Source organism: Mycobacterium sp. Root135, from assembly GCF_001426545.1.
In the GTDB taxonomy this organism is placed as follows: domain Bacteria; phylum Actinomycetota; class Actinomycetes; order Mycobacteriales; family Mycobacteriaceae; genus Mycobacterium.
In genome coordinates, this window is the sequence record NZ_LMEZ01000005.1 from 1 (window position 1) to 23,740 (window position 23,740).

Consider the following 23,740-nt stretch of genomic DNA (forward strand, 5'->3'; position numbering starts at 1 on the left):
ACCGTGCACCCCGGCTTGGTGCACCCACCGTCGCGGGCGATCAGCATCAGCCGCTGCGCCCGCGACGCGGTGCGGCGGGCCCGGAACAGGTTCAGCGCCGACCCCGTCGCCCCGTCGAACACCGCCAGAAACAGGTTCGCCCGCCCCGCCAACCCGATCACGTCGCGGATCGGCATCACCGTGCCACCCCCGGTCACGCCGACCCCGGCCCGACTCTCCAAATCCTGCAGGGTGGTCCTGATGATGATGGTGGCCGGCAATCCGTTGTGCCGACCCAGCTCACCGCTGTCCAGCATCCGCCGCCCGACCGTCATCAGCGCGTCGTGCTGACGCTGGCCCAACGTGCGGTGGTCGTCGTCGATCTGCTGCTGGGTCGGGGTCCCCGACACACACGGCTGCTCGTCGTCCGGGTTGCACATCCCCGGCGCCCCCAGCGTGGCGAACACCGCCTCGAACACCGCCCACGCCTGCGGGGTCAGGGTCGCCGTGAGACGCACCATCCCGTCGGGCTGCTGCGGCCCCTTGGTCGCACTCCGGCGCCGGGCCCGTTCGGTGTCATCGGGTTCCGGGCCGTCTTGGTCGAGCAAGAAGATGGTCCGATCGGCGTTGTCCTTGAGCTGCTTGGGTCCCACGCTCATCGCCGTCCTGACCAGGTCGGCTTCGATCTGCCCGCGGGTGGTGTCGTCCACCGCCGGCGGAATGCGACTCATCGCATTGGCCAACACGGCCACGTGCTCACGGTTGACCAGACCGTGGGACTGCGCGATCGCCGTGCACGCCAACACCGGGTCCAGCGGTGCCCCGATCAGCGTCTGCCGGGCGGCCAACAACCCGGCCTCCTCCAACCGTCGACCCGCCTCACTCGGCGAGATCCGCCACCGCACGGCCATCACCTCACGCCAGGACTTCGCACCCAACGCCTTCGGTGTCGTCTCGGCCTGCAGCCGGGTCAACAACCGATGCCCCAACACGGGAAGCTGACACGACAGCGTCTCCAGATCGTCGAGCACGCCGAGCACCTCGGGTGAGGTCAGCTGGTCGAAGGACAACGCCGCCACCGCATCATGGGCCGCACGCAGCGCAGTCACCGCCGCCTGCACCCCACCCACGTCCATACATCGAACATACGTTCGAANGGTCGAAGGACAACGCCGCCACCGCATCATGGGCCGCACGCAGCGCAGTCACCGCCGCCTGCACCCCACCCACGTCCATACATCGAACATACGTTCGAAAATTGAAGACTCTCTGACGTTTTCCTTAAGAAGTTCCTAAGGCCTGTCGGTCTCCGCTCAGCCCTCCCGAAGCTCGACACCTTGACCGCCTAGTTCCTCGACGAACTCAATTCAGCGTCTGGCGCCGTCGGAGGCCGCGACAGCCCATCGGGAGGTGCGACGACGGCCATCACCAGCCCATCGATTCGCGGCTGCTGAGCACAGCGTTCAGCTAGCGGGCCATCCATTCAAGCGGCGCCACGCTCGAGGCCGGAGCGACGGTACAGGCTCGAGTTCTGAAGGGCGGGTGGACGATACGCCTGATCCAGGGCGAGCCTAGCTAGCGGGACCGTCACCAGGCTTGTCGGCGGTCTTGTTCGTCGGCTTATCTTGCCCGGTAACCGTTTTCACGGTCTTCTGTACGTTGCCCTGCACCTCGCCAAGAACCTTCTGGATCTGCTTCTGGCCGTCCTTGGCGATCTTGTCCAGCCGCGCGGTCGCCCTCTTGAGGGAGGCGTCGGCGTTGGCCTGCGCTCGCTTGGCCGCCGCCTCGGGGGTGGTCGACTTTGCGGGTGGGGTCTTCACCGGCGGCGTGGTGACGGCCGGGGCGGCCTCGGTCTCGGGGACGTCGGTCTTTGGGGCTTCGACCTTTGGGGCTTCGGTGTTGGCGTCGCCCTTGGGGACGTCGGTCTTGACGTCATCGCTCTTGGCAACACCGTTGTCGGACAACGGCTTCGCCGTCGGCGGCGCGGGAGTCTGCGACCGGGCCGCCAGTGGCATCAGGCCTTGCGCCCCCGCGGTACCGGCACCGATCGCGAGTGCGGGCAGGTCGGCGATGCCGTTCAACGGGTTCAGGACGTTGCCGGCACCCGGTAGTCCCTTCAGGCCAAGGAGACTGGCGATGATTGCCAGCGGGTTGACAACGGGGGTCTTGCTGACCGGCCCGTCGTCGATCGCCTTCTGGACACCCGCTGCCAATTGCAGCAGAAGGTCACCGGGCACCTTTTCCCAGTCGATTCCCGACGGCAGCGTGCCGAAGGGGGTGATCACATTGGCCTGGTCGAGGGTGCGGTCGTAGACCGGTACGCCGTCGACGACGGTGCGCTTGACGTCGGTGTAGCCGAGGTTGACCAGGGTGGTCAGCGCTGGCTCGAGTGCAGTGGCGAGCGGGTTGTTGAGGTTGGCGCCGGTGAAGAGGTTGATCAGGTCGATCGGCAGCTTGACCGGTTCCAGCAGGGGCAGGGCGTCGTTGACCGGGACCGTGACGTATAGGTTCAACGCGAGTGGTTCACCACCGGCGGTGTTGGCGAGCGCCGCGGCGAGTTGGGGCGTCAGCTGATTGGTGAGCACCTCGGTGAGGCTGGCCGCGTCGATTCCACGCAGCAGGTACGTCGGGAAGAGAAGTGCGGCACCGGAATTGAGGAGCGATACCGGGTTCGGCCAGGCAGGCACGTCGGACAGCGGGTCGTATTCGGCCGTGGCGTCGACCTTCACGGGAATGAGGTTCGCCGCACCGAGCACGATGCCGGTCTGGCCGATCGGGATGTCGAGTCCGGTCCCGTCGGAGCTGCTGGTCACCTCGGTGTCAGGGGTGACGGTGTCGATGCCGAACAACGCGGCCAGCGGGTAGGCGCGCGCGAAGAGTCCGCCGTTGGCGCGACCGGGGTTGCGGAGCAGGATCATCGGAAGGACGGTGAGGCTGCCGAGTAGCGGGTCGACGCCGACGTTGTTCGCGCCGCCCGGTTGGTTCGCGAGGTCCTTGACGATCTGCGGGTACGCCATGCCCGCGGCGAACGCACCGAGTCCGAAGCCGACGACGACCGGAACCCGGACGTCGACCACGCTCTGGTCGGCACCGGGGAGTCCCGACACGATCCCGATGATGGAATCGAGCGTGCCCTTTTCGATGATGTTCAGGTTGCCGGTCGGGATGGCCTTGAGCACGCTGACCAAGTTGATCCCGAGATAGGGCGTGCCGTTGACTTCGTCGGCCACGGAATTGGGGAACCCGGGCACCCAACCCAGGTCAATGCCAAGGAACTTCAACAGGCTGAACGGCGGGCCCGCGGTGATGACGTTGACGCCAAGCGCCGTGCCGGACAGGTTCAGCGGGTCGAGCAGGTTGAAGCCGAGCAGCTTGAGCAGCGCGGCGACGTTGGTGATGCCCGCAGCGTCCAGAATGGGGCCCAGCACCGGGATCGAGCCGACGTTGACGGTGACGCCGGTCAGCGCGTTGACCAGCGCGTTGCCCAACGCCGCGTTGACGGCGGCTTCCGGGTCGTAGCCCAGGTTCTTCAGTACCCCGGACAGGTTGACGTTGTTCAGCAGCGCCGTCTCCAGCGCCGCCCCAAGCGCCTGGAAGGAGTCGTAGGTCTGCCCGCCGAAGCCGAAGGTGAGATCAGGGATCGAGGCCGGATCAGGGGCGCCAGGCGCCAACTGCATCGGCGGCAGCCCCGACGACCCGGCGGTCGATGCGGCATTCGCCAAGGGTGGCGGCGCTGCACTGATTGCTAGTGCCGTCACGGTTGCGGTGGCGATACCCGCCGTGGCGATCCGGGTGGCCATGTGAGTGCGTTTCCGATGCTGTGATGCCACGACCAGTCCATTCACCGAGCTTTACAGGAATATGTGAGCACGGTAACACGCAGTACACAGGGAAAGAAGGGTTGCTGAATATTAACGTTGGCGTAATGACCAGATTCGCCAATTCGTTGCTATCGGCAAACGTGGGTGGCGTCTACTTTGCGCGAAGCAAGGGCGTCAGCCGCCGAATCGCGCGGATCTCGGAGTCCCGATACGGCCGCCCGTCCGGCCCGAGGAGGTCGCTGAACCACACCTTCGGGTTGGGGTCCGGCCGATCCCACGAGTCCCATGGCAGGAACGTCTGGGTCTTGCCCGCAACCAAACCCCAGTTGAACGCCCCGACGTCGAGCCGCTGGGCGATGGGCAAGATTCCCTCCACGCTGCTGCCCAGTGAGCGCGCCAGGTACTCGGTGCAGAGGATCGGCCGACGCAGGGGGGTCAGCTCGGCGACCCGCGCCTCGAATCCCCTCGGCTCGGCGTAGGAGTGAAAGGTGGTCACGTCGGAGTTGTCGAGCTGGATGCCCGCGATGGTGCTGCGTTTGCCGGGGTTCGCCCACTCGCCCTGCCACACACCGCTGGTCAGGGGCTGAGTCGGGTCGACCTCGCGCGCCCATTGGAAGACCTGCGGGAGCAGCGCCGCGACGAGGTCGTCCTTGTCCGTCCGCTCGACCTTGCGATAGACGGTCGCCGGATTGTCGGGCTCATTCCACAGATCCCACCCCAGCACGCGGTCGTCGTTGCGGAACTGGTTCATCACCCCCGTGACGTACTCCTTGAGGACGCCGACGTACTTCCGATCGCCGAGGCGTTCGGCGCCGGGGCTCTGCACCCAGCCGGAGTTGTGCACTCCTGGTGCGGGCGCACGCTGCGGGCCGAGCGCGGGTCGCGGGTCCCAGCAGGAGTCGAAGAAGACGAAGAGCGGTTTGATGCCACGCCGCGCCGCGACGGTCACGAACTGCATCAGGCGGCGGAGGAATCCGCGGCGGTCCTGGGTCCACAGCAGGTCGTGCAGGAACACCCGGATCGTGTTGAGCCCGATTCGCCGGGCCATGGCGAGCTCGGCGTCGATGCGCCGAATGTCGTAGGTCTCAGACTGGAACATCTCGAGCTGGTTGATCGCGTTGGACGGAATGTAGTTGGCGCCGACCAGCCCACGATGGGCGCGATGCCAACCCTGGGCCCGCTCGACCGACCATCGTCCGCCTCCCGCCGCGGTCGCCAGGGGCGTCTGGGTCAGCGCCGCCCCACCCGCCAGTATCAGCGGAATCTTGAGGGCCGTCCTGCGGTGAAGCACGCGATGTGCGGGTTGCCCTGGGCCGGGCACGGAATCGCCAACCAAGCTGCGGCCCTCGATTCTGAAGACGGCGAAAAGCGTTGTGGCACAACACCCCTGGCGATGACGTCACGACCACGAGGTCGTGCATCCCTCCCCACGCCCCACCGTACGTGAAGCCCGCGCCGGAGGCACCCTTCCTCAGCGGCGGGTCGGCACCGTCCAGGCGCTGCCCTGCTCGTGGTCGAGCACCGTCATCCCCTTGTTCTTCAGCGCGAAGACGTAGACCGCCAGGCTGACGCCGATGACGACGGTGACGTAGACGATGAACTCGCCGATGCGGTCGGAGCCCTTGGCCGCCTGATACAGCAGGGGCGCGGTGCCGCCGAACGCGGAGTTGGCGAGCGCGTAGCCCAGTCCGACGCCGAGCGCCCGCACCTCGGCGGGGAACAGTTCCGCCTTCACGATGGCGTTCACCGACGTGTACCCGGTGAGGATGACGTACCCGACCGCCGTCAGTGCGAAGGCCAGCAGCGGTGACGTGGCTTGCGGCAGGTAGGTCAACAGCACGTAGGTGTACAGCACGCCGCCGACGCCGAAGAACACCAGCAGCACCTTGCGACCGACCTTGTCGCTGAGCAGACCGCCAAGCGGTTGCAGGAGCATCAGGAAGATCAGCCCGGCGAGGTTGATCCACGTCGCGGTCAGCGCCTGGTCGGCGCCGAAGGTCGACTTGACGATCGCCGGCGCGTTGATCGTGTAGGTGTAGAACGCCACCGTGCCGCCCGCGGTGATGAGGAAGACCAGCAGCAGGGGTCGCCAGTAGGTGGTGAACAGCGCCTTCAACGATCCTGCGGCCTTGTCGGTGCCGGCCCGGACCGCCTCGAGGTAGGAATCGCTGAGCGACTCGTCCATCGAGCGGCGCAGCCACAGCACCACCAGGGCGGCGATGCCACCGATGAAGAAGCCGACGCGCCAGCCCCACGCCGTCACGGTCTCGACGTCGAGGAAGCTCAGCAGGATGAGGAGCGTGAACTGCGCGAGCACGTGACCGCCGATGAGGGTGACGTACTGGAACGACGACAGGAAGCCGCGCCGATGCGGGGTGGCCGCCTCGGACATGTAGGTCGCCGACGTCCCGTACTCCCCGCCGGTGGCGAAGCCCTGCACCAACCGGGCGAGGATCAGGATCACCGCCGCCCACCAGCCGATGATCTCCCGCGTCGGCATGACGGCCACCACGAACGCGCACGCCGACATCACCGTGATGCTGAGCATCAGCGCCGACTTGCGTCCGCGGCGGTCGGCGTATCGGCCGAAGAACCACGAGCCCACCGGCCGCATGATGAAGGTCACCGCGAAGATGCCGTAGATGTACAGCGTCGAGTTCTTGTCGGCCTTGTCGAAGAACTGGGCCTCGAAGTACGTGGCGAACACCGTGTAGACGTAGACGTCGTACCACTCGACGAGGTTTCCCGCCGAGCCCTTCATGGTGTTGAGCACCGCCCGTCGGGTGCTCGTCGGCGCGAGGGTGGGGCCGGAGGGTGTGCTCGGTGACGCGGCCGATTCACTCATCCGGCGACGATAACGGCCTGCCCCGCCGAGTGCACGCATGTTGACGGCCCTGCTCGACGTTTGCGTTCGTCATGCGTGCGGTCGGCGCGGCGATATGCGGCCCACCCGGGTGGGCCGGCGTCGCGTCCGGTAGTACATGGACCATGCGGAACGACTTCCACGGCGAGCTCAACTCCCTCATCGAGACGTTGAGCGAGATGTGCGGCCTCGCCGGTCTGGCGATGGAACGGGCCACCCAGGCCCTGCTGCAAGCCGACCTGCCGCTCGCCGAACACGTCATCACCGACCACGACCACCTGACCCACATGCAGGCCCAGGCCGAGGAGGCCTCCCTGCTTCTGCTGGCCCTGCAGGCGCCCGTCGCCGGTGACCTGCGCGTGGTGGTGAGCTCTATGCAGAACGTGGCCGACGCCGAACGGATGGGCGGCCTGGCGTTGCACGTCGCGAAGATCGCCCGCCGTCGGCACCCGGATTACGCGGTCCCCGAGGAGGTCAACGGGTATTTCGCCGAGATGGGGCGCATCGCCGTCGACCTCGGCAACAACGCGAAGGACGTCGTGTTGTCCCGCGACCCCGAGCAGGCCGCTCAGATCGGTCGCGACGACGACGCCATGGACCAACTTCACCGGCACCTCTTCTCCATGATGATGGACGACCGGTGGAGCCACGGGGTGGCGGCGGCGGTCGACATCACCCTGCTCGGACGCTTCTACGAGCGCTTCGCCGACCACGCCGCTCAGATCGGGCGCCGGATCGTCTTCCAGGTCACCGGGGAGAACCCAGAGACAACGTGACCCAACGGGGTTTGCTGGGCGGGGTGCCGCCCCGTCGCGGTGGCCCCGGTCACATCCCCGCCAATGTGGGCGCTACGGTGGCGCCCGCCACTCACCTGCTGTGATGCTCATCGCCCTGACGCCGTAAAACTTGGCAGCTCCCGGCACCGGTGCCACCATGGATGAGGTGTTGACGAGAACTGCCGAACTTCGACTTGGACCGCGCCGATGAGCGCCCAATCGTTTGCTCAGCACTTCCGCTGGAACGTTCGCGCGTTGCAGCGCAATCCACTCACCCGCGCCAGCGACCGACTCGAAGCACTGACGTTCGTGGCGCTGTTCCTGATGACCCTGCTGGCCATCCCCGTCGCGATGCACGTCGCCGACCGGGCGTACGACTCGACGATGCAGTTCGTCGACCAGGAAGTGCAGACCCGCCACTCCGTGCAGGCGCACGCGGTGACCAGCACCGCCACCCCGACCGACTTCGGCACGCCCCTCTACGTCGACGCCAAGTGGAGTGAGGGTGGCCGCGAACGCACCGAACGGATCGCCAGCCCAGGGTCCGTCGCCGCCGGCGCGCCGATCACCGTATGGCTCGACGATGCGGGCAAGGTCGTCGGCGCACCCCTTCGACCGGCCGACGCGTCGGTCAACGCCACCAGCGCGGGGTGGTCGGTCTGGCTGCTCGCGGTGGTCTTCTGCGGACTGGTCGGGCTGGCCGTCCGCAAGGCGCTCGACCGTTCCCGGGCCAGGTCTTGGGACCGGGCGCTACAACTCTTTGCCTACGGCGACGACGGCTGGGCCAACCGCCGCAGTTGAGTCCTAGACTCGATCGGGTGAACGAACCGGCGGTCACCGAGGACGGCCACTACTTCGTCATCAAGGGGCGCCGGTGGCGCGCGACCGATCCCGCGATCCCTGAGGCGCGCCGGGCCGAGCTCACCAAGATCCTGATGGCGTGGCGCAGAGAAGTGCGCCGCACCAAGGGAACTGACGAGGAACGGGCCGCCCGCGCTGGCGTGCAGGCCACCAAGGTTGCGCTCGGCGAGCGGGGAACGACACCGTGGTGGGAGCAGACCGACGAGCAGCGGCAGGCCAGGTGGGAGGCCGCCGTGCTTAGCCCCGCGTCGTCGAAACCAACGTGAAGGTGCGCACCCGCCCGGGAATCGTTGCGCTGCACTGAGACAGCAGCGGTTCGGACAACTGCTCGCCGACGACGACCTCGACTGCGCCGGAATCGGCGGCGAGTACCACACGCGTCGCGCCGTCGCCCGGCTCCAACCGCACCGGCGCCCAGGCCTGCACGCGGTCGTCCCCGTAGGTCTCGCGAGCGAAGTACTGCGCAGCCTGCACCACGTGCGGTAGCGACGTCCGACCGCGCAGCAGGCCGTTGTCCACCCGCCCCTGCGCGTACAGCGTCACCAGGTTGGCGGCGTCCGTCGACTCGACGCGGCCGTAGCACAGCCCCTCGGGCAGGATCAGCATCGTGGCCGCGAACCTGTCGCCACCCAAATGCGAGCATTCCCAAGTAGATTCGGGATATTGCGCCGCGATCGCCGCCGCCGCGCCGCGGCCCCGGACGGCGCAGCACTGGTCGTGCCGCCCGTGCGCGCACACGGCCACCAACGGCCCGTCGACCGCGTGCCCGTCGGACCCGTCGAGCGCCAGCTGCAGGTACCCGTCCGGGCCGTCCACCTCGCCGTGGAACAGTGCTTCGGCACCGAGCTGAGAACGGGCGACGAACCACCGCCAGCGCCGCGTCGCAGGCCGGCGGCCCGGCCGCCGGATGGCCGCGATCCGCATCCCCGCCTGCTCCGCCCTACGCACGATCGCCCGTCCCAGCCCCGGGTCGACCACCGACGGCGAGTCCATGAACGCCGAAGGCCCCCAGGCGCCACACAATTCGAGCATCAACCACGCCGACCCGGCCGACGCCGTGCCGTACATGGGGTCGACGCGCTCCCGCGACATGTCGCTGCAGGGCCTCCAGTCGGCAGGAAGCGTCATCCGCCGGCCGGCACGACGACCGCCTCGCGAAGCAGTCGACGGATCACCACTTCCCCGTCGGCCGCGTCCAACCCGGGCAGCGCACCGGCGTCGGCGACCAATCCGGCATGCAACGCGGCGATCGCGTCGGCGCAGACGTCGGGGAGGCTGATGGTGCGGTCGGCCAGAACCAGGTGCACCCGCCCGTCGTGGCGACGAACCGAGGCGACCAGGCCGTGGCGCCAACGGACCGCGACGGTGGCCGCCCGTTCCGCCGCCGCCAACGAGGCAAGCGGGCGGACCGCGACGGGCCGGGTCCGATCGGCGAATCGCGACCGCATCCTGGTCGCGGCGTCCTCGCCGAGCTCGTCGACGTGATCGCGCAGCCGATCGGCCAGCTCGGCGACGAGCTTGGTGGCGGTGGCGGCCATCTCGCTCTGGTCGGTGACGTCGACTGCCGCGGGCAGCGACCGTCGGAAGTCGGCAACGCCCTCCAACTGGTCGACGACCGCGCGCACCACGTCCATCCCGGTGAAGGGGGCGACGCCGATGGTCAGGTGCACCGACGTGTCGCCAAGCGCGCGAGCAGAATGGATCCACCCGCGGGGCAGATATAGCGCGTCGCCGGGGTTGAGCACGGCGTCGACGACGGGTTCGTCCCGGACGCGTTCAGCGATGGCGTCCCGATGATCGGTCCACGGTTGCGACGCCAGTGGGTCGACGTGGACCGGTTCGTGGACGGTCCAGTGCTTGGTGCCTGCGGTCTGCAACACGAAGACGTCGTGGACGTCGTAATGCGGGTCGAACCCGCGGTTCTGCGGCGGCGTCACGTACGCGTTGGCCTGCACGGGATGACCCAGGTCGTCGACCATGCCTCTGACGAAGTCGATGATCGGCGGCCACAGCCGGTGCAAACCCTGCAGCACTATCGTTGCGCCAGAAGCGAACTGGGCAAGTACCTTGGCCGAGTCGACCTGGTCGGGCATCTCGGCGCCGAAGCCGGCCGAACCCAGGTAGGCGTCCCGCGCCACCAGCCCGCCCTCTTTGGCCACCCTGATGAACGGGGCCCGCACACCGCGCTCGGCCAGCAGCTCGTCGACGTCGGTCGTCGAGAGCAGGTCGTCGAAGTCGCGGGGCAGATCCGCCGCCCTGGTAAGCAACGGCAACCGCCCCCAGTGTTCGCGGGCGAACGTCTGGGGGTCGGTGCCGATGCAACGGTTCAGCATGGTGCTGAATCAGGCAGTGCCGTCCGCGCCGCCGTCGTGACCATCGGGGTTCGAGCCACCGTCGGCCGGACCCTCGCCACCGGCGCTGCCGTCCGCACCACCGTCATGGCCCTCGGGGTTCGAACCACCGTCGGCCGGACCCTCGCCGCCGGCGCTGCCGTCCGCACCACCGTCATGACCACCGGGGTTGGAGCCACCGTCGGCCGGACCCTCGCCGCCGGCGCCGGTCGTCGTGATGTCGTCGTCGTTGATCGCCATGGAACCATCTCCTTCATCGAACCGCATCGGGGCTTGCGCAGGTAGGCCCTGCTACGTCGCGGTGACTGCGGGTTGCCCACCGGCGAGGTTCGTAAACCGAAGGTACGGCTGGCCTAACCGCCGGGTGTCCCGTCGGACGGCCGCGCGGCGAGGAGCGCGTCGATCATGGCGGGGTCGACGTCGGCGGCGAACATTCCGACCCGGCCGATCGGGAACGAGTCGAGCATCTTCTGCAGGTCGACGCCCTCGGGCATCAGAGTCGCGGCATCCGGTGCGCCACCCATCATCTCGGTGACCGCGGCCTGCAGGATCGGGCCGGCGACGGGATCGGCCAGCACCTCGCCGATCGACGACGCGCGCGACAGCGGCAGGGTCACGGGGTCGCCGGCGACCTCGACCGGCACCGTCGCGCGGACGTCGCGACTGGAGGCGGCGACCTCCAGAATGTAGGTGCCACCTTCGACGATCCAGGACTCGACGCGAACGTCCCAGTACGCCAGGTCCTTTCGCCGCACCCGCAGGGTCACCTCGCGCGTCTCGCCCGCCTCGAGTGCGACGGAGGCGAACGCCTTCAGCTCGCGCGGAGGGCGCTGCGTGACGGCCGCGGACAGCGACGAGTAGAGCTGGACCACCTCGCGGCCGGCCACCGACCCGGTGTTGGTCACCTCGACTCGGACGTCGACGTCTCCGTCGGCCAGGGTCGACGCGGACGCCGGTCCGTACTCAAAGATGCTGTAGGACAACCCATGACCGAAGGGATAGGCGACGTCGAGATCACGGGCGTCATACCAGCGGTACCCCACGAACAGCCCCTCGCCGTAGCGCACGTGAGAGAACTCGCCGGGGAAGTCCAGGTAGGCGGGGTTGTCCGCGAACCGCAGCGGAATGGTCTCCGACAGCTTGGCCGACGGGTTGACCACACCGAAGAGGACGTCGGCGGTGGCTCCGCCGCCCGCCTGGCCAAGCAGCCACCCCTCGAGGATCGCAGGCACACCGGCGGCGAAGGGCAGTGCGACGACGCCGCCGTTGGACAGCACGACGACGACGTTGGGGTTGGCGTCGACGACGGCCTGAAGGACGGCAAGTTGCGCGGCTGGGAGGTCGACGTCGTCGCGGTCGTAGCCCTCGGACTCCAGCCGGGCGGGCAGGCCCAGGAAGACGACGGCGACGTCGGCACCGGCCGCCGCGGCAACCGCCTCGTCCCGCAAGCCCGCCGACTCGGCCTCAGAGACGTCGACCGCGGTGCTGAAACCGGCGGCGTAGGTCACCGATCCGGTTGCCAGCGACCGTATTTCGTCGAGCGCGTTGTCCAGCCGGGTGGGGCTGATCATCGACGAGCCGGCGCCCTGGTACCGCGGTTCGGCGGCGAAGGCGCCGATCACGGCGATGTCGGCGTCCTTCGCCAGCGGCAGCAGGCCGCCGTCGTTCTTCAGCAGGACGATGGAACGCCCCGCCGCCTCCCGCGCCAGGGCGTGGTGGGCGTCGACGTCGAGCGAAGCGGACTGCTCGACGGCTCCCCTGGTCCGGTCGACAAGCGCCAGCACGCGACCGGCCGCGGCGTCGACCACGTCCGCGGCCAGCGATCCGTCGGCGACCGCCGCCACCAGTTGGGCGTTGGTCCTGCCGCGCGACCCCGGCATCTCCAGATCAAGGCCCGCGGCCAGCGCCCGGACGCGGTCGTCGACCGCACCCCAGTCCGACACCACCACCCCGTCGAAACCCCACTCCTCCCGCAGCACCGTGGTCAGCAGCCACCGGTCCTCCGAGGCGTACACGCCGTTGACGCGGTTGTAGGAGCACATCACCGTCCACGGGCGGGCGTCCTCGACGACGCGTTGAAAGGCACGCAGATAGATCTCGCGCAGCGGCCGTGGGTCGACGTCGGCGCTGACGCGCATCCGGTCGGTCTCCTGGTTGTTGGCCGCGAAGTGCTTGAGCGACGCACCGACGCCACGACTCTGGACGCCGTCGACCATGGCCGCGCCGAGCACCCCGGCGACGACGGGGTCCTCCGAGAAGTACTCGAAGTTACGCCCGCACAGCGGCGATCGCTTGATGTTCACGCCCGGCCCGAGCACCACGGCGACGTCCTCGACGGCCGCCTCGGCGCCGATCGCCTCACCGACGCGCCGGACGAGTTCGACGTCCCACGACGAGCCCATGGCGACGGCGGGCGGGAAGCAGGTGGCGGGCACGCTGTCGCCGAGCCCCAAATGATCGCCCGACCCACGCTGCTTGCGCAGGCCGTGCGGACCGTCGGTGAGCATGATCGAGGGAACGCCATGGCCCTCGAGCGCCACGGTGTGCCAGAAGTCAGCGCCGCTGAGCAGCGACGCCTTCTCCTCTAGGGACAGTCGGGCCAGGGGTGGGGTCGTCATGCCGTCCATGGTGCCTGCCGGCCCGTGGACCCCGTCAGTCGACGAAGCCGCCGAGCCACCTCGCCACGCTCCTGGCGAAGGACTCGGGCACCCGATCGGGATCCATCAGGTCGTTCTCGGCCCACAGGCTGCGCTCGTCGGCGACCGTCTCGGGTGTGAACCGAAGCAGGGTGCGGCCCGAACCGCGCAGCGCCTCGACGGCAGCGAGGAAGGACCCGCGTTCGGCGTGCTCCCGCTCGAAATCCTCGACCTCGACGCCGAGGTGCTCGCAGACGAGCGCGTTGCGCAGCGTCACGACCGTCCGGGCGACGTCCGAATCGTCTGGGCCAACCGCTTCTACCGCCACGTCACATTCGCTGTCGAAGCCCAGCGAGCGGTTGTTGAGGTTCGACGAGCCGACGCGGAAGAGTCGGTCGTCGACCGCCATGACCTTCGCGTGCACGTACACGGGGGTGCCACCGTCGGTCACCGGCCAGTAAACCCCGAGCCGGTCGTGCAGGTCGGCCGCCCACAACCTCTTCAGCATGCGGTAGCGGGCGCTGTCCATCGAGCGCTCCTCGAGCGGGCTCTCTGACTTGCGCGGAATCACGATCACGATCTCCGGACCGGCCTTCTCGCGCAGTCGCGCAGCGAGGGCGTCGACCAATGTCCGCGACGCGAGGTACTGGTTCTCCAGATAGATGGTCTCGCGCGCGGCCGCCATCCCCGCGAGGTTCAGCGCCTCAACCTCGCGTATCTCGGCACCGTCGCCGAGCCGGGGCATGGTGCGCGCGATGGCGACGTCGACGTCGTGCAGCGTGGGTGCCAGCGCGCCGGGCCAGACGTCCCTGGTGGACTCGACCGGCTCGAGAGATTGCCCGGTCGCGGTGAACCAGCGGTCGCGGGCGACGTCGCCGAGCGCCCGCGCCGCGGCGCCGTTCACCGCGGCCGCCACCTCGTGCCGGGGCCCGTGGGGCTCCCCGAGCGCGCGCCGGAGCCTGTTCTCGTCGAGGTGTTCCGGGGTGTCCCACCGGTCCACGGTGAAGTCGATGCCACCGCAGAAGGCCACGGCGTCGTCGACCACGACGATCTTCTGGTGGTGAACGGCACCCGTGGGGTGCGCGCCGTCGATGGCGAAGTGCATGCGCTCACTGCTGAAGCGGTTCATCACCGAGACGGGGGTGACGCCCGCCCACAGCCCTTCGAAGGCAGGCAGCAACCTCAGATTCGATCGCAGGACGTGCACCTCGAGCGAGGACCGCTTGCGGACCAACGACCGGAGGAACGGCCCCAGCTCGTTGTACCCGGGCAGCGTCTTGCCGCCGGGTTCGAACACCGTCCTGGCGTCGAAGTCCCACCCGATGAGCAGGATGCGGTGCTTGGCACGCAGCATCGCCGCCTTGGTGTGGCGGAAGTAATCGGCCGCATCCACGATGAAGGCGAACTGCTCGGCACGCTCGAGGCGCCAGCACGTCTCCCCCGGCACCAGCAGGCGGTCGCCGGTCACGCGCGGCGCTGACATAGCGCCGTGTCTATCACACCGAGGGCGCCACGCGGTCAGCCCATGGCAACGCTTGCTCGAGTTGGGCGGCCAGCCGGATCAGCAAAGCCTCACCCGCCAGGGGTGCGACGAACTGGACGCCAAGCGGCAGCCCGTCTGCCGTCTGGTGAAGGGGCAGTGAAATAGCCGGTCGCCCAGTGAGATTCGCGAGCTGCGTATAGGGCACCCAGCCGAGGTTCTTGTCCACCATGTCGTCGACGATCTTGGTGTAGCGCAACAGCCGGGCGGTGCGCGTCTTGAGAAGCACGTCGGCGCTGCGTTGCAACGCCACCGGAAGGTCGAATTCGCCGATCCTGGGCGGAGGGGTCGCCAAGGTGGGCGTCAGCAGCAGGTCATGGGTGTCGAAGAAGTCCGTCAGCCGGCGGGTGTGCTGGTGTCGTCGTTCGACGGCGGCCACGTAGTCGACGCCGCCGGTCGCGCGGCCGAGGGCCGCCATGATGAGCGTGTCCCGCTCGAAGGACTCGTCACCCGCACCCGTCAGCCGCTTGGCCTCGGCGACGTCCCACGCGACGTGGACGAACCAGGTGAGCAGGAAGTCCTTGGCCAGTACCGCGTCGTCGTATGGCGCCGTGGTCAGTTCGACGACGTCGTGACCGAGGTCGGTCAGGGCGCGGACGGTGGCGTCGACCGCCGCGAATGCCTCGGGGTGGGGCGACGGGTTGATCGACGACGGTACGTGCACGCCGATCCGCAGCCGTCCCGGATCCTCGCCGACGCACTGCGCGAACGGCGAGGTGGGCAGTCCTGGCACGTAGGGTCCGGACGACTCACCGCCGCTGATGACGTCGAGCATTCCTGCGGTGTCGCGGACCGTGCGGGAGACCACGCCCTGGACGGCGGCGCCGTGCATGGGCTCACTGCTCGCCGGACCCGAGGGCGTCAGTCCGCGGCCCGGTTTCAAGCCGACGAGCCCGCAGCAAGCCGCCGGAATGCGGATCGACCCGCCGCCGTCGTTGGCGCCCGCACACGGCACGATGCCCGCGGCAACCGCGGCGGCCGACCCGCCGGAGGATCCGCCGGGCGTCCGCCCCAGATCCCATGGATTGCGCGCCGGCCCCCACACCGCGGGCTCGGTGACGCCCTTGGCGCCGAATTCAGGGGTGTTGGTCTTGCCGAAGATGACCAGCCCGGCGTCGACCCACCGCTGGACGATCGTCGCGTGCTGCGCAACGGGAGTCGACGTGAGCGCACGCGACCCCGACGAGGTCGGCAGGCCCGCATAGTCCTGAGCCAGGTCCTTGACGAGGAACGGGACACCGGCGAACGGACCGACGAGATCGCTTGTCGGCGTTGCCGGTACGTCGCGGACGATCGCGTTGATCCTCGGGTTGACCGCCGCTGCCCTGTCACGCGCCAGCTCGAGCAACTCGGCCGCCGACACCTCCCTGCTGGCGACGAGGTGGGCAAGGCCGGTGGCGTCGTAGCCGCGGTACTCCTCGAAATTCATGCCTCACTGTAGAACTCGACGAACCGGGCCGGACCCCGAAGGATCCGGCCCGGCACGAGAAGAGACGATCAGTGCAGGTCGAACCGATCGAGGTTCATCACCTTCACCCACGCCGCGACGAAGTCCTCGACGAACCGCTCCCGGTTGTCGTCCTGCGCGTAGACCTCGGCGACGGCGCGCAACACCGAGTTCGACCCGAACACCAGGTCGTTGGCGGTAGCCGTCCACTTCAACTCACCGGTGACGCGGTTGGTCCCCTCGTAGACGTTCTCGCTGGTCTGCGACGGCTTCCACGACGTCCCCATGTCGAGCAGGTTGACGAAGAAGTCGTTGCTCAGCACGCCCGGCCGGTCGGTGAAGACGCCGTGCTTGTTGCCACCGTGATTGGCGCCGAGCGAACGAAGTCCGCCAATGAGCACCGTCATCTCGGGAGCGGTGAGGTCGAGGAAGTACGCCTTCTCGACCAGGAGCTTCTCCACCGCCGTCTTCTCGCCGGGCCGAATGTAGTTGCGGAACCCGTCCACCCGCGGTTCGAGTACCGCGAAGGACTCCACGTCGGTCTCGGCCTGGGTGGTGTCGGTGCGGCCTGGCGCGAAGTGCACGTCGATCTCGTAGCCCGCGTCCTTGGCCGCCTTCTCCACCGCGGCCGACCCGGCCAGGACGATGACGTCGGCGAGCGACACCTTCTTCCCATCGGTCGCCGAGGCGTTGAAGTCCTGCTGGATCTTCTCGAGCGCGGGCAGCACCGAAGCCAGTTCGGACGGCTCGTTGACCTCCCAATTGCGCTGCGGCTCAAGGCGAAGGCGTGCACCGTTGGCGCCACCGCGCTTGTCGGTGCTGCGGAAGCTCGACGCCGCCGACCACGCCGTCTTGATCAGTTGTGGCACCCCGATGCCGGCGTTCAGCACTGCGGTCTTGAGCGAGGCGATGTCGTTCTCGTCGACCAGGGAGTGGTCGACCGCGGGGACGGGGTCTTGCCACAGCTGCGGCTCGGCCACCCACGGTCCGAGGTAGCGGGTGACGGGTCCCATGTCACGGTGCAGCAGCTTGTACCAGGCCTTGGCGAACGCCTCGTTGAGCTCCTCGGGGTGGTCGAGCCACCGCCGGGTGATCGGGCCGTAGACGGGGTCGACCCTCATCGAGACGTCGGTGACGAGCATCGTGGGCTTGCGCTTCTTGGTGGAGTCGAAGGGGTCGGGGATGATCTCCTCGGCGTCCTTGGCCTCGAATTGCCATGCGCCGGCGGGACTCTTCGTCAACTCCCACTCGTGGCCGTACAGCAGTTCGAGGTAGGCGTTGCTCCACTTGGTCGGGGTGGGGGTCCACACCACCTCGAGCCCGCTGGTGACGGTGTCGCCGCCCTTGCCGGAGGCGAAGGCGCACTTCCAGCCAAGGCCCTGCTGCTCGATGGGAGCGCCCTCGGGCTCGGGACCGACGAGCTCGGCGTCACCGGCGCCGTGGGTCTTGCCAAGGGTGTGGCCGCCGACGATCAGCGCAGCGGTCTCCTCGTCGTTCATGGCCATCCGGCCGAAGGTCTCGCGGATGTCGTGGGCGGCGGCCAGTGGATCCGGCTTGCCTTCCGGGCCTTCGGGATTGACGTAGATCAGGCCCATGGTGGTGGCGCCGTACGGTTCGGCCAGCTGACGCTCGCCGGAGTACCGCTTGTCGGTGCCAAGCCAGGTGTCCTCCTGGCCGAACAGGATCTCCTCCGGCTCCCAGATGTCCTCGCGACCGAAGCCGAAGCCGAACGTCTCGAAGTCGGCCGACTCCAGTGCGACGTTTCCGGCGAACACGATCAGGTCGGCCCAGGAGATCTTGTTGCCGTACTTTTGCTTGACGGGCCACAGCAGGCGGCGGGCCTTGTCGAGGTTGGCGTTGTCGGGCCAGCTGTTCAGGGGAGCGAAGCGCTGGCTGCCCTGGCCGCCGCCACCGCGTCCGTCGAAGATCCGGTAGGTGCCTGCGGAGTGCCAGCTCATGCGGATGAACAGGCCGGCGTAGCTGCCGTAGTCGGCGGGCCACCAGTCCTGCGACGTGGTGATCACCGAGAGGACGTCGGCCTTCAGCGCGTCGACGTCGAGCTTGGCGAACTCCTCGGCGTAGTCGAAGTCGGCGCCGAGCGGATTGCCCTTCTCCGACTGACGATGCAGCACTGCGACGTCGACCTGCTCGGGCCACCAGTCCTGATTCCTCAGTGGCGCATGCGCTTTGGGCTCGGGAGAGTGGATCGCCGGATTTTCGCTCTCGCTGTTGGACTGAGTTCCGGAGGCGGGAGCTGGCGGGCGGCTATCGGATGTATCGGTTGACACGACATTCCTTCCAGGGTTGGCGAAACGGGCTGTGTTTCACGACTCTGATCGAGCTGGGCTCACCGTCGAGCAGTCGGGACAATAGCCCCAGTAGATGACTTCCGCCTCGTCGACCGTGAAGCCTTCGAGGTGGCCGTCGCCGTCGGCGGGGACGAGGCAGGGTGCGTCTCCGACGGCACAGTCGACGTCGGCGACGGCGCCGCACGATCGACACACCACGTGATGGTGGTTGTCGCCGACGCGGGACTCGTAGCGCGCCACCGACCCGGCGGGCTGAATGCGCCGCACCAAGCCGACGGCGGTGAGTGCGCTCAGCGCGTCGTAGACGGTTTGGTGGGAGACGTCGGGAACTTGGGCGCGGGTGGCGCGGGTGATCGTCTCGGTGTCGGCGTGCGGGTTTGCGTACACGGCGGCGAGCACCGCGACCCGTGGCCGCGTTACCCGCAGCGCCGCCTCTCGCAGCAGCCGCTGAAACTCGACTGAAGCACCCACGTCATCCGTTTTAGTACGTTGTCTGGAATGAGTCAAGAGTTCTTCCTGACTGGATCGTGACCCCAGTTCATCAGCGAGAAGCGCCAGGCGGAATCGTTCACATCACCCGACGGACGTTGCGCGAGATGGCGTTTGACGTACCCGACCACCTGTCGCATGTGGTCGTAGTCGCCAAGGGAGAGGTCTGACTTCTTCGTCCCCAAGATCTTCACGATGTGACGTCCGCTGGCGTGCCCCGTCGACTCGGTCGCACCGCCCAACTTCTGCCCAACTGCCTTCGACTCGTCGCTCTTCAGCCACTTCTCGAGCTCCGACGCCGTCATGTTGACCGCCGCGGAGAACTCCTTCCACGTCCGCTGCCGTTCGACGTCGTCTGCCACCAACAGCTCTTACCCCAGGGGTGAGCGGGAAAACACGGCCCTCGGCGATTGCGCGCTCAGACCTCGGGCTCGGTGCGTCCCGCCATCGTCGTGAAGTCCTCCTGAACGATCTCGCCGTCCTGGTTGACGATCCAGCTCTTGAGGGTGAGCACGTCCGCACCGAACGCCCGCCGCAGCGAGTCGATGCGGATGCGACATCGCAGGACGTCCCCGGCCTTGATGGGAAGGAACATCTTCAGGCTCTGCTCGGCCTGGATGAGCCTCTCGTCGGTGATGACGATGTTCGCGTGGTCGAAGAACGCCATCTGGGCTCGGTATCCGAGGATCGAGATGAACGTCAGCGGAGCCAGGATCGCGTCGTGTCCGAGCGCCTGAGCTGCATCCTCGTCGTGATAGGCGGCGTCCTGGTTCTTCACCGCCACCGCGTACTGGCGGACTTCTTCACGTCCGACCACGAACGGCTCGGGATGCTCGTAGGTCATGCCGACGATGTCTGGGGACAGGGCCATGGCTGACGAATGTAGCTGGTCGAATCCACCCAGTTCGCGAGTACGACCATCTGGGCGCATTGTTACAAGTCCGCGTTACGGGGTAAGTACGCACGGCCCGTTCCTTCCCCGGGCGAAAGGGCTGCGCATGATCGTCGTAAGACACCACCGGCTACCTGCATGACGTCGCGCCTGCACATAGCGCTCATCGCTCACAACCGGTTCCCCATCCGCCAACCGTTCGCCGGCGGCCTCGAGGCCCACGTCTGGCATCTGGCTCGCGCGCTCGCCGACGAGGGCCATCGCGTCACCCTGTTCGCCGACGCCAATTCGGACCTCGATTCCGAGGATCCCGGCCTGACGATCGCACCCTTGCCGCGCACCGCAGCCGCGGCCGTCCCCTTCCCGTTGCCAGGCGCGGTAAAGGAATCCGACCACCATGCGTTCCTCAATTTGATGCGGCACCTCGTCGACGAGAGCGCCCACGACATTGACGTCATCCACAACCACTGCCTTCATCACGTGCCGATCCATCTGGCACCGCGGTTGCGCACACCGATGCTGACCACCTTCCACACGCCGCCGTTCCCATGGCTCGAGTCCGCGATCGGTGCGACCGGCGGCGCGGGCTCCGCCTTCGCCGCGGTGAGCGGCTTCACGGCCGACACGTGGCGCCACGTCGTGGCCGACCGAATGCACGTGGTACCCAACGGCGTCGACCCGTCCCGGTGGCCGGCCGGCCCTGGCGGTGAGCATCTGGTGTGGTCCGGTCGGCTCACTCCTGAGAAGGGGACGCACCTCGCGATTGCGGCGGCGGCGGTGTCCGGACGTCGTCTGGTAATGGCGGGCCCCATCGGCAATGCGGACTACTTTCGCGAGGTCATCGCGCCCAAGTTGAATGAACGCGTCTGCTACGCAGGACATCTCGATCAGCAGGAGTTGGCGACGTTGGTCGGAGGCGCGGCGGCTGCCCTGGTGACGCCGCTCTGGGACGAGCCCTACTGCCTGGTCGCCGCCGAGGCGGCCGCGTGTGGCACCCCCGTCGTCGCCTTCGCGCGCGGTGGAATCCCCGAGGTGATCGACGCCAAGAGTGGTCGCCTCGTCGCCCCCGGCGACGTCTTCGCGATGGCAGCGGCGATCCCCGCGGCGGTGCTCCTGCCCCGAGACGGGGTGCGCGACAGTGCCATCGCCAGGTGCAGCGCCCGTTCCATGGTGACGCGCTACCTCGCCATCTATCGCGACCTCATCGACGAACGGAAGTCTGCCGACAATGATTGGCTACTACGTGCATCACCACGGTCGGGGGCATCTGGCCAGGGCGACCAGCATCTGCGCACACCTGCGTGAGCCCGTCACCATCCTGTCGTCACTCGCGGTCCCCGAGCGGCCAGGGGTCTCGGCGGTTCGGCTCCGGCGCGACGACGAAGGCACCACTGCCGCCGGGGCCGACGCAGGAGGGGCACTGCACTGGGCACCCCTGCACGACGCGGGCCTTCGCGAACGCATGGCCATGATCACCGAGTGGGTCTCGACCCACCGACCGCGGGTGATGGTGGTCGACGTGTCGGTCGAGGTGACGCTGTTGGTGCGCTTGCTCGGCGTCCCCGTCGTCGTGGTGGCCATGCCCGGCGACCGGACCGACCTCCCTCACGAATTGGCCTATGGCACGGCGGAACACATCGTGGCGGCGTGGCCGCAAAAGCTCTACGAGCCACCGTGGTTGGTGCAGCACTCCCGGAAGACGACCTACGTCGGCGGCATCAGCCGCTTCGGCGGTCGCCGACGGCCATCGCCTCCCGCGCGGGACCGCCCAAGCATTCTGGTGCTCAACGGATCTGGTGGTGCCGACCTGACGACTGACACGGTAGATCGTTGTGCTGCAGCACATCCCGAGTTCTCGTGGACGACGCTTGGCGTGAAGGGCGGCCCATGGGTTGAGGACCCCTGGCCCGCGTTGTGCGCGGCCGACGTGGTGGTCTCGTCAGCGGGCCAGAGTTCCGTCGCCGACATCGCCACGGCGGGGCGGCCTGCGATCATCGTCGCCCAGGACCGGCCGTTCGCCGAACAGCGGGCCACCGCAGGGGCCTTGCACCGCGCGGGACTTGCGGTGGTACGACCCCAATGGCCCGACCTCGCGGACTGGCCCCACCTCGTCGACGACGCACGCGCCCTTGGCTCGGACGTCTGGGACCGATGGCAGACGTCCCATTCGGCGGCACGGGCGGCTGCGCTGATCGACCAGGCGGCCGCGTCGTGAAGACCTCGATCGTGACGGCCGTCCGCGGTCGCGCCACACACCTCTCCAGGCAGTTGGAAGGCGTTGACCGCAGCGACATTCGGGCCGACCGTCACGTCGTGGTGGCGGTCGACGACGACCACGCGCTCCAGACGGTACGCAGCCGCGACGACCGGACGCTCGGAGTTCCGCTACGGACGGGTTCGGCGCGCATCCCGATGGCAGCGGCCCGCAATCTCGGCGCCCAGGTGGCGATCGACGAGGGCGCCGAGTTGCTCGTCTTCCTGGACGTGGACTGCATCCCCGCGCCCGAGATGCTCACCCACTACCTTGCCGCGGCACACGATCCCGCGCACGCCGGTGCGTTGCTCTGTGGACCCGTCACCTATCTGCCACCCCCTGGCACCGACGGGTACGACGTGCAACGCCTGTCCACCCTCGCCGATCCCCATCCGGCCCGACCCGCTCCGCCGGCCGGCGTCACCGAGAAAGGCGCGGAGTACGAACTCTTCTGGTCGCTGTCGTTCGCCGTCACCACGTCGGTCTGGCAGCGCGTCGGCGGTTTCTGCACCGACTACACGGGCTACGGCGGAGAAGACACCGACTACGCGCAACGCGCAGCCGCCCAATCGGTGGGGCTGCGGTGGGTCGGCGGCGCCCACGCGTTCCACCAGTTCCACCCGATCTCCGATCCGCCGGTCGAGCACCTGCGGGACATCGTGACCAACGCCGTCACGTTCCACCGATACTGGGGGTGGTGGCCGATGCGAGGGTGGCTCGACGCCTTCGAAGAACGGGGCCTGATCTCGCGCGACGCCGACGGCACCCCTCGGATCGAACAAGAACCCCTTGACCTCGGTTCCGTTTGACGTGCTCCGGGTGGGGGCACCCTCCCATGTGTCCCAATCGACGAATCACGACCTCGCCATGCGGATGGCCGAGATGTCGAGAAATCTGGTGCCCAAGCCCAGCTTGGACACCATTCTCGAAGAGGTCACCGCGGCCGCCGTAGACCTCATTCCAGGGGTGGACACCGCAGGCATTCTGTTGCTGGAACGGGGCGGCAAGTTTCGGTCGATCGCCACCACCTCGGAACTCCCCCACCAACTCGACATCCTCCAGGTGACGTTTCAGGAGGGTCCGTGCGTTCAGGCCGCCCTGGCCGACACGGTGGTCCGCACCGACGACTTCCGGCAAGAGACGCGGTGGCCGCAGTATTCGCCGGCCGTCGTCGAAATCGGCGTGCTCAGCGGGTTGTCGTTCAAGTTGTACACCGCCGAGCGCACAGCGGGTGCGCTCAACCTGTTCGGATTCGAACCGACGACGTGGGATTCCAACGCCGAGACGGTGGGCACCATCCTGGCCGCCCATGCCGCCGCGGCCATCGTCGCGACGCAAACGCAAAGCCAGCTCAACGCCGCCCTGCTGAGCCGAGACCGCATCGGTCAGGCCAAGGGCATCATCATGGAACGGTTCAACGTCGACGCCGTGCGCGCGTTCAACATGATGCGTCAGCTGAGCCAGGAGAGCAACGTCAAACTGACGGACATCGCTCAGCGCGTCATCGACAGCGAAGCGTAGT

21 protein-coding genes are annotated in these 23,740 nt (G+C 68.1%); 7 read left to right on the forward strand and 14 right to left on the reverse strand.

Going from position 1 to position 23,740, the window contains the following annotated elements:
* From ASD37_RS11155 to ASD37_RS11170, 4 genes are all read right to left on the reverse strand, one after another.
* Positions 1 to 1,115, reverse strand: a 1,115-nt coding sequence (locus tag ASD37_RS11155) for a DUF222 domain-containing protein (RefSeq protein WP_056551082.1), incomplete at its 3' end; no start/stop codon positions are given.
* A 435-nt stretch (positions 1,116 to 1,550) separates the two neighbouring features.
* The gene (locus ASD37_RS11160) at positions 1,551 to 3,779 is read right to left on the reverse strand and encodes a PE-PPE domain-containing protein (protein WP_056551083.1); all 2,229 of its coding nucleotides are present in this window, start codon (positions 3,777 to 3,779) and stop codon (positions 1,551 to 1,553) included.
* Positions 3,780 to 3,951: 172 nt separating this feature from the next.
* Positions 3,952 to 5,091 (reverse strand): cellulase family glycosylhydrolase, encoded by a 1,140-nt coding sequence (locus ASD37_RS11165; RefSeq protein WP_056551084.1) that lies wholly within the window; start codon positions 5,089 to 5,091, stop codon positions 3,952 to 3,954.
* Positions 5,092 to 5,271: 180 nt separating this feature from the next.
* Positions 5,272 to 6,645: an MFS transporter gene (locus ASD37_RS11170; RefSeq protein ID WP_056551085.1), complete on the reverse strand. Its 1,374-nt coding sequence runs from the start codon at positions 6,643 to 6,645 to the stop codon at positions 5,272 to 5,274.
* A gap of 143 nt (positions 6,646 to 6,788) precedes the next feature.
* Here ASD37_RS11170 and phoU point away from each other — a divergent pair, with 143 nt between their 5' ends.
* The 3 genes from phoU (at position 6,789) to ASD37_RS11185 (ending at position 8,566) form a co-directional block, all read left to right on the forward strand.
* On the forward strand, positions 6,789 to 7,439 hold the full coding sequence (phoU, locus tag ASD37_RS11175) for a phosphate signaling complex protein PhoU (protein ID WP_056551086.1): 651 nt from the start codon (positions 6,789 to 6,791) through the stop codon (positions 7,437 to 7,439).
* Between the two features lie 207 nt (positions 7,440 to 7,646).
* Entirely contained in the window at positions 7,647 to 8,240 is a 594-nt protein-coding gene (locus ASD37_RS11180; RefSeq protein WP_056551087.1) for a hypothetical protein, read from the forward strand.
* Between the two features lie 17 nt (positions 8,241 to 8,257).
* Positions 8,258 to 8,566 (forward strand): hypothetical protein, encoded by a 309-nt coding sequence (locus ASD37_RS11185; protein ID WP_056551088.1) that lies wholly within the window; start codon positions 8,258 to 8,260, stop codon positions 8,564 to 8,566.
* On the opposite strand, the gene ASD37_RS11190 is transcribed toward ASD37_RS11185, so the two are convergent.
* The 10 genes from ASD37_RS11190 to ASD37_RS11235 form a co-directional block, all read right to left on the reverse strand.
* Positions 8,538 to 9,428 carry a sucrase ferredoxin gene (locus tag ASD37_RS11190; RefSeq protein ID WP_056551089.1) on the reverse strand — a complete coding sequence of 297 codons (891 nt, stop codon included), beginning with the start codon at positions 9,426 to 9,428 and terminating at the stop codon, positions 8,538 to 8,540. The two genes, ASD37_RS11185 and ASD37_RS11190, sit on opposite strands and share 29 nt — an antisense overlap.
* Positions 9,425 to 10,633, reverse strand: a complete 1,209-nt coding sequence (locus tag ASD37_RS11195; RefSeq protein ID WP_056551090.1) for a cupin domain-containing protein — start codon at positions 10,631 to 10,633, stop codon at positions 9,425 to 9,427. The genes ASD37_RS11190 and ASD37_RS11195 overlap by 4 nt, the downstream gene beginning before the upstream one ends.
* Positions 10,634 to 10,642: 9 nt before the next feature.
* On the reverse strand, positions 10,643 to 10,891 hold the full coding sequence (locus ASD37_RS11200) for a hypothetical protein (protein ID WP_056551091.1): 249 nt from the start codon (positions 10,889 to 10,891) through the stop codon (positions 10,643 to 10,645).
* A gap of 113 nt (positions 10,892 to 11,004) precedes the next feature.
* Positions 11,005 to 13,269, reverse strand: coding sequence for a glycoside hydrolase family 3 C-terminal domain-containing protein (locus tag ASD37_RS11205; RefSeq protein WP_056552988.1), 2,265 nt, complete (start codon positions 13,267 to 13,269; stop codon positions 11,005 to 11,007).
* 34 nt (positions 13,270 to 13,303) lie between these two features.
* A complete protein-coding gene (locus tag ASD37_RS11210) occupies positions 13,304 to 14,770 on the reverse strand; it encodes a phospholipase D-like domain-containing protein (protein ID WP_056551092.1) in 1,467 nt (488 codons plus the stop codon).
* Positions 14,771 to 14,783: 13 nt separating this feature from the next.
* Positions 14,784 to 16,256 (reverse strand): amidase, encoded by a 1,473-nt coding sequence (locus ASD37_RS11215; protein ID WP_056551093.1) that lies wholly within the window; start codon positions 16,254 to 16,256, stop codon positions 14,784 to 14,786.
* A 68-nt stretch (positions 16,257 to 16,324) separates the two neighbouring features.
* The gene (katG, locus tag ASD37_RS11220) at positions 16,325 to 18,562 is read right to left on the reverse strand and encodes a catalase/peroxidase HPI (RefSeq protein WP_056551094.1); all 2,238 of its coding nucleotides are present in this window, start codon (positions 18,560 to 18,562) and stop codon (positions 16,325 to 16,327) included.
* A 36-nt stretch (positions 18,563 to 18,598) separates the two neighbouring features.
* Positions 18,599 to 19,054, reverse strand: a complete 456-nt coding sequence (locus tag ASD37_RS11225) for a Fur family transcriptional regulator (protein WP_056551095.1) — start codon at positions 19,052 to 19,054, stop codon at positions 18,599 to 18,601.
* Between the two features lie 32 nt (positions 19,055 to 19,086).
* Complete coding sequence (locus ASD37_RS11230) at positions 19,087 to 19,434, reverse strand: DUF3140 domain-containing protein (RefSeq protein WP_082570088.1); 348 nt, start codon at positions 19,432 to 19,434, stop codon at positions 19,087 to 19,089.
* A gap of 56 nt (positions 19,435 to 19,490) precedes the next feature.
* The gene (locus tag ASD37_RS11235; protein ID WP_056551096.1) at positions 19,491 to 19,943 is read right to left on the reverse strand and encodes a MaoC family dehydratase N-terminal domain-containing protein; all 453 of its coding nucleotides are present in this window, start codon (positions 19,941 to 19,943) and stop codon (positions 19,491 to 19,493) included.
* A 159-nt stretch (positions 19,944 to 20,102) separates the two neighbouring features.
* Between ASD37_RS11235 and ASD37_RS11240 the strand changes: the two genes are divergently transcribed.
* The 4 genes from ASD37_RS11240 (at position 20,103) to ASD37_RS11255 (ending at position 23,739) form a co-directional block, all read left to right on the forward strand.
* On the forward strand, positions 20,103 to 21,269 hold the full coding sequence (locus ASD37_RS11240; protein ID WP_056551097.1) for a glycosyltransferase: 1,167 nt from the start codon (positions 20,103 to 20,105) through the stop codon (positions 21,267 to 21,269).
* Positions 21,193 to 22,179 carry a glycosyltransferase gene (locus tag ASD37_RS11245; protein ID WP_056551098.1) on the forward strand — a complete coding sequence of 329 codons (987 nt, stop codon included), beginning with the start codon at positions 21,193 to 21,195 and terminating at the stop codon, positions 22,177 to 22,179. The genes ASD37_RS11240 and ASD37_RS11245 overlap by 77 nt, the downstream gene beginning before the upstream one ends.
* The gene (locus ASD37_RS11250; RefSeq protein WP_056551099.1) at positions 22,176 to 23,027 is read left to right on the forward strand and encodes a glycosyltransferase family 2 protein; all 852 of its coding nucleotides are present in this window, start codon (positions 22,176 to 22,178) and stop codon (positions 23,025 to 23,027) included. The genes ASD37_RS11245 and ASD37_RS11250 overlap by 4 nt, the downstream gene beginning before the upstream one ends.
* 73 nt (positions 23,028 to 23,100) lie before the next feature.
* The gene (locus tag ASD37_RS11255) at positions 23,101 to 23,739 is read left to right on the forward strand and encodes a GAF and ANTAR domain-containing protein (protein ID WP_235568069.1); all 639 of its coding nucleotides are present in this window, start codon (positions 23,101 to 23,103) and stop codon (positions 23,737 to 23,739) included.
* Position 23,740 lies beyond the last annotated feature (1 nt).

Excerpts from the sequence above, each read along its gene's own strand:
- ASD37_RS11190 (WP_056551089.1), bottom strand. The coding sequence starts at position 9,428 with ATGACGCTTCCTGCCGACTGGAGGCCCTGCAGCGACATGTCGCGGGAG.
- phoU (WP_056551086.1), top strand. The coding sequence starts at position 6,789 with ATGCGGAACGACTTCCACGGCGAGCTCAACTCCCTCATCGAGACGTTG.
- ASD37_RS11255 (WP_235568069.1), top strand. The coding sequence starts at position 23,101 with ATGTCGAGAAATCTGGTGCCCAAGCCCAGCTTGGACACCATTCTCGAA.
- ASD37_RS11170 (WP_056551085.1), bottom strand. The coding sequence starts at position 6,645 with ATGAGTGAATCGGCCGCGTCACCGAGCACACCCTCCGGCCCCACCCTC.
- ASD37_RS11235 (WP_056551096.1), bottom strand. The coding sequence starts at position 19,943 with ATGGCCCTGTCCCCAGACATCGTCGGCATGACCTACGAGCATCCCGAG.
- ASD37_RS11195 (WP_056551090.1), bottom strand. The coding sequence starts at position 10,633 with ATGCTGAACCGTTGCATCGGCACCGACCCCCAGACGTTCGCCCGCGAA.
- ASD37_RS11180 (WP_056551087.1), top strand. The coding sequence starts at position 7,647 with ATGAGCGCCCAATCGTTTGCTCAGCACTTCCGCTGGAACGTTCGCGCG.
- ASD37_RS11210 (WP_056551092.1), bottom strand. The coding sequence starts at position 14,770 with ATGTCAGCGCCGCGCGTGACCGGCGACCGCCTGCTGGTGCCGGGGGAG.
- ASD37_RS11215 (WP_056551093.1), bottom strand. The coding sequence starts at position 16,256 with ATGAATTTCGAGGAGTACCGCGGCTACGACGCCACCGGCCTTGCCCAC.
- ASD37_RS11200 (WP_056551091.1), bottom strand. The coding sequence starts at position 10,891 with ATGGCGATCAACGACGACGACATCACGACGACCGGCGCCGGCGGCGAG.
- ASD37_RS11205 (WP_056552988.1), bottom strand. The coding sequence starts at position 13,269 with ATGACGACCCCACCCCTGGCCCGACTGTCCCTAGAGGAGAAGGCGTCG.
- ASD37_RS11245 (WP_056551098.1), top strand. The coding sequence starts at position 21,193 with ATGATTGGCTACTACGTGCATCACCACGGTCGGGGGCATCTGGCCAGG.
- ASD37_RS11160 (WP_056551083.1), bottom strand. The coding sequence starts at position 3,779 with ATGGCCACCCGGATCGCCACGGCGGGTATCGCCACCGCAACCGTGACG.
- ASD37_RS11240 (WP_056551097.1), top strand. The coding sequence starts at position 20,103 with ATGACGTCGCGCCTGCACATAGCGCTCATCGCTCACAACCGGTTCCCC.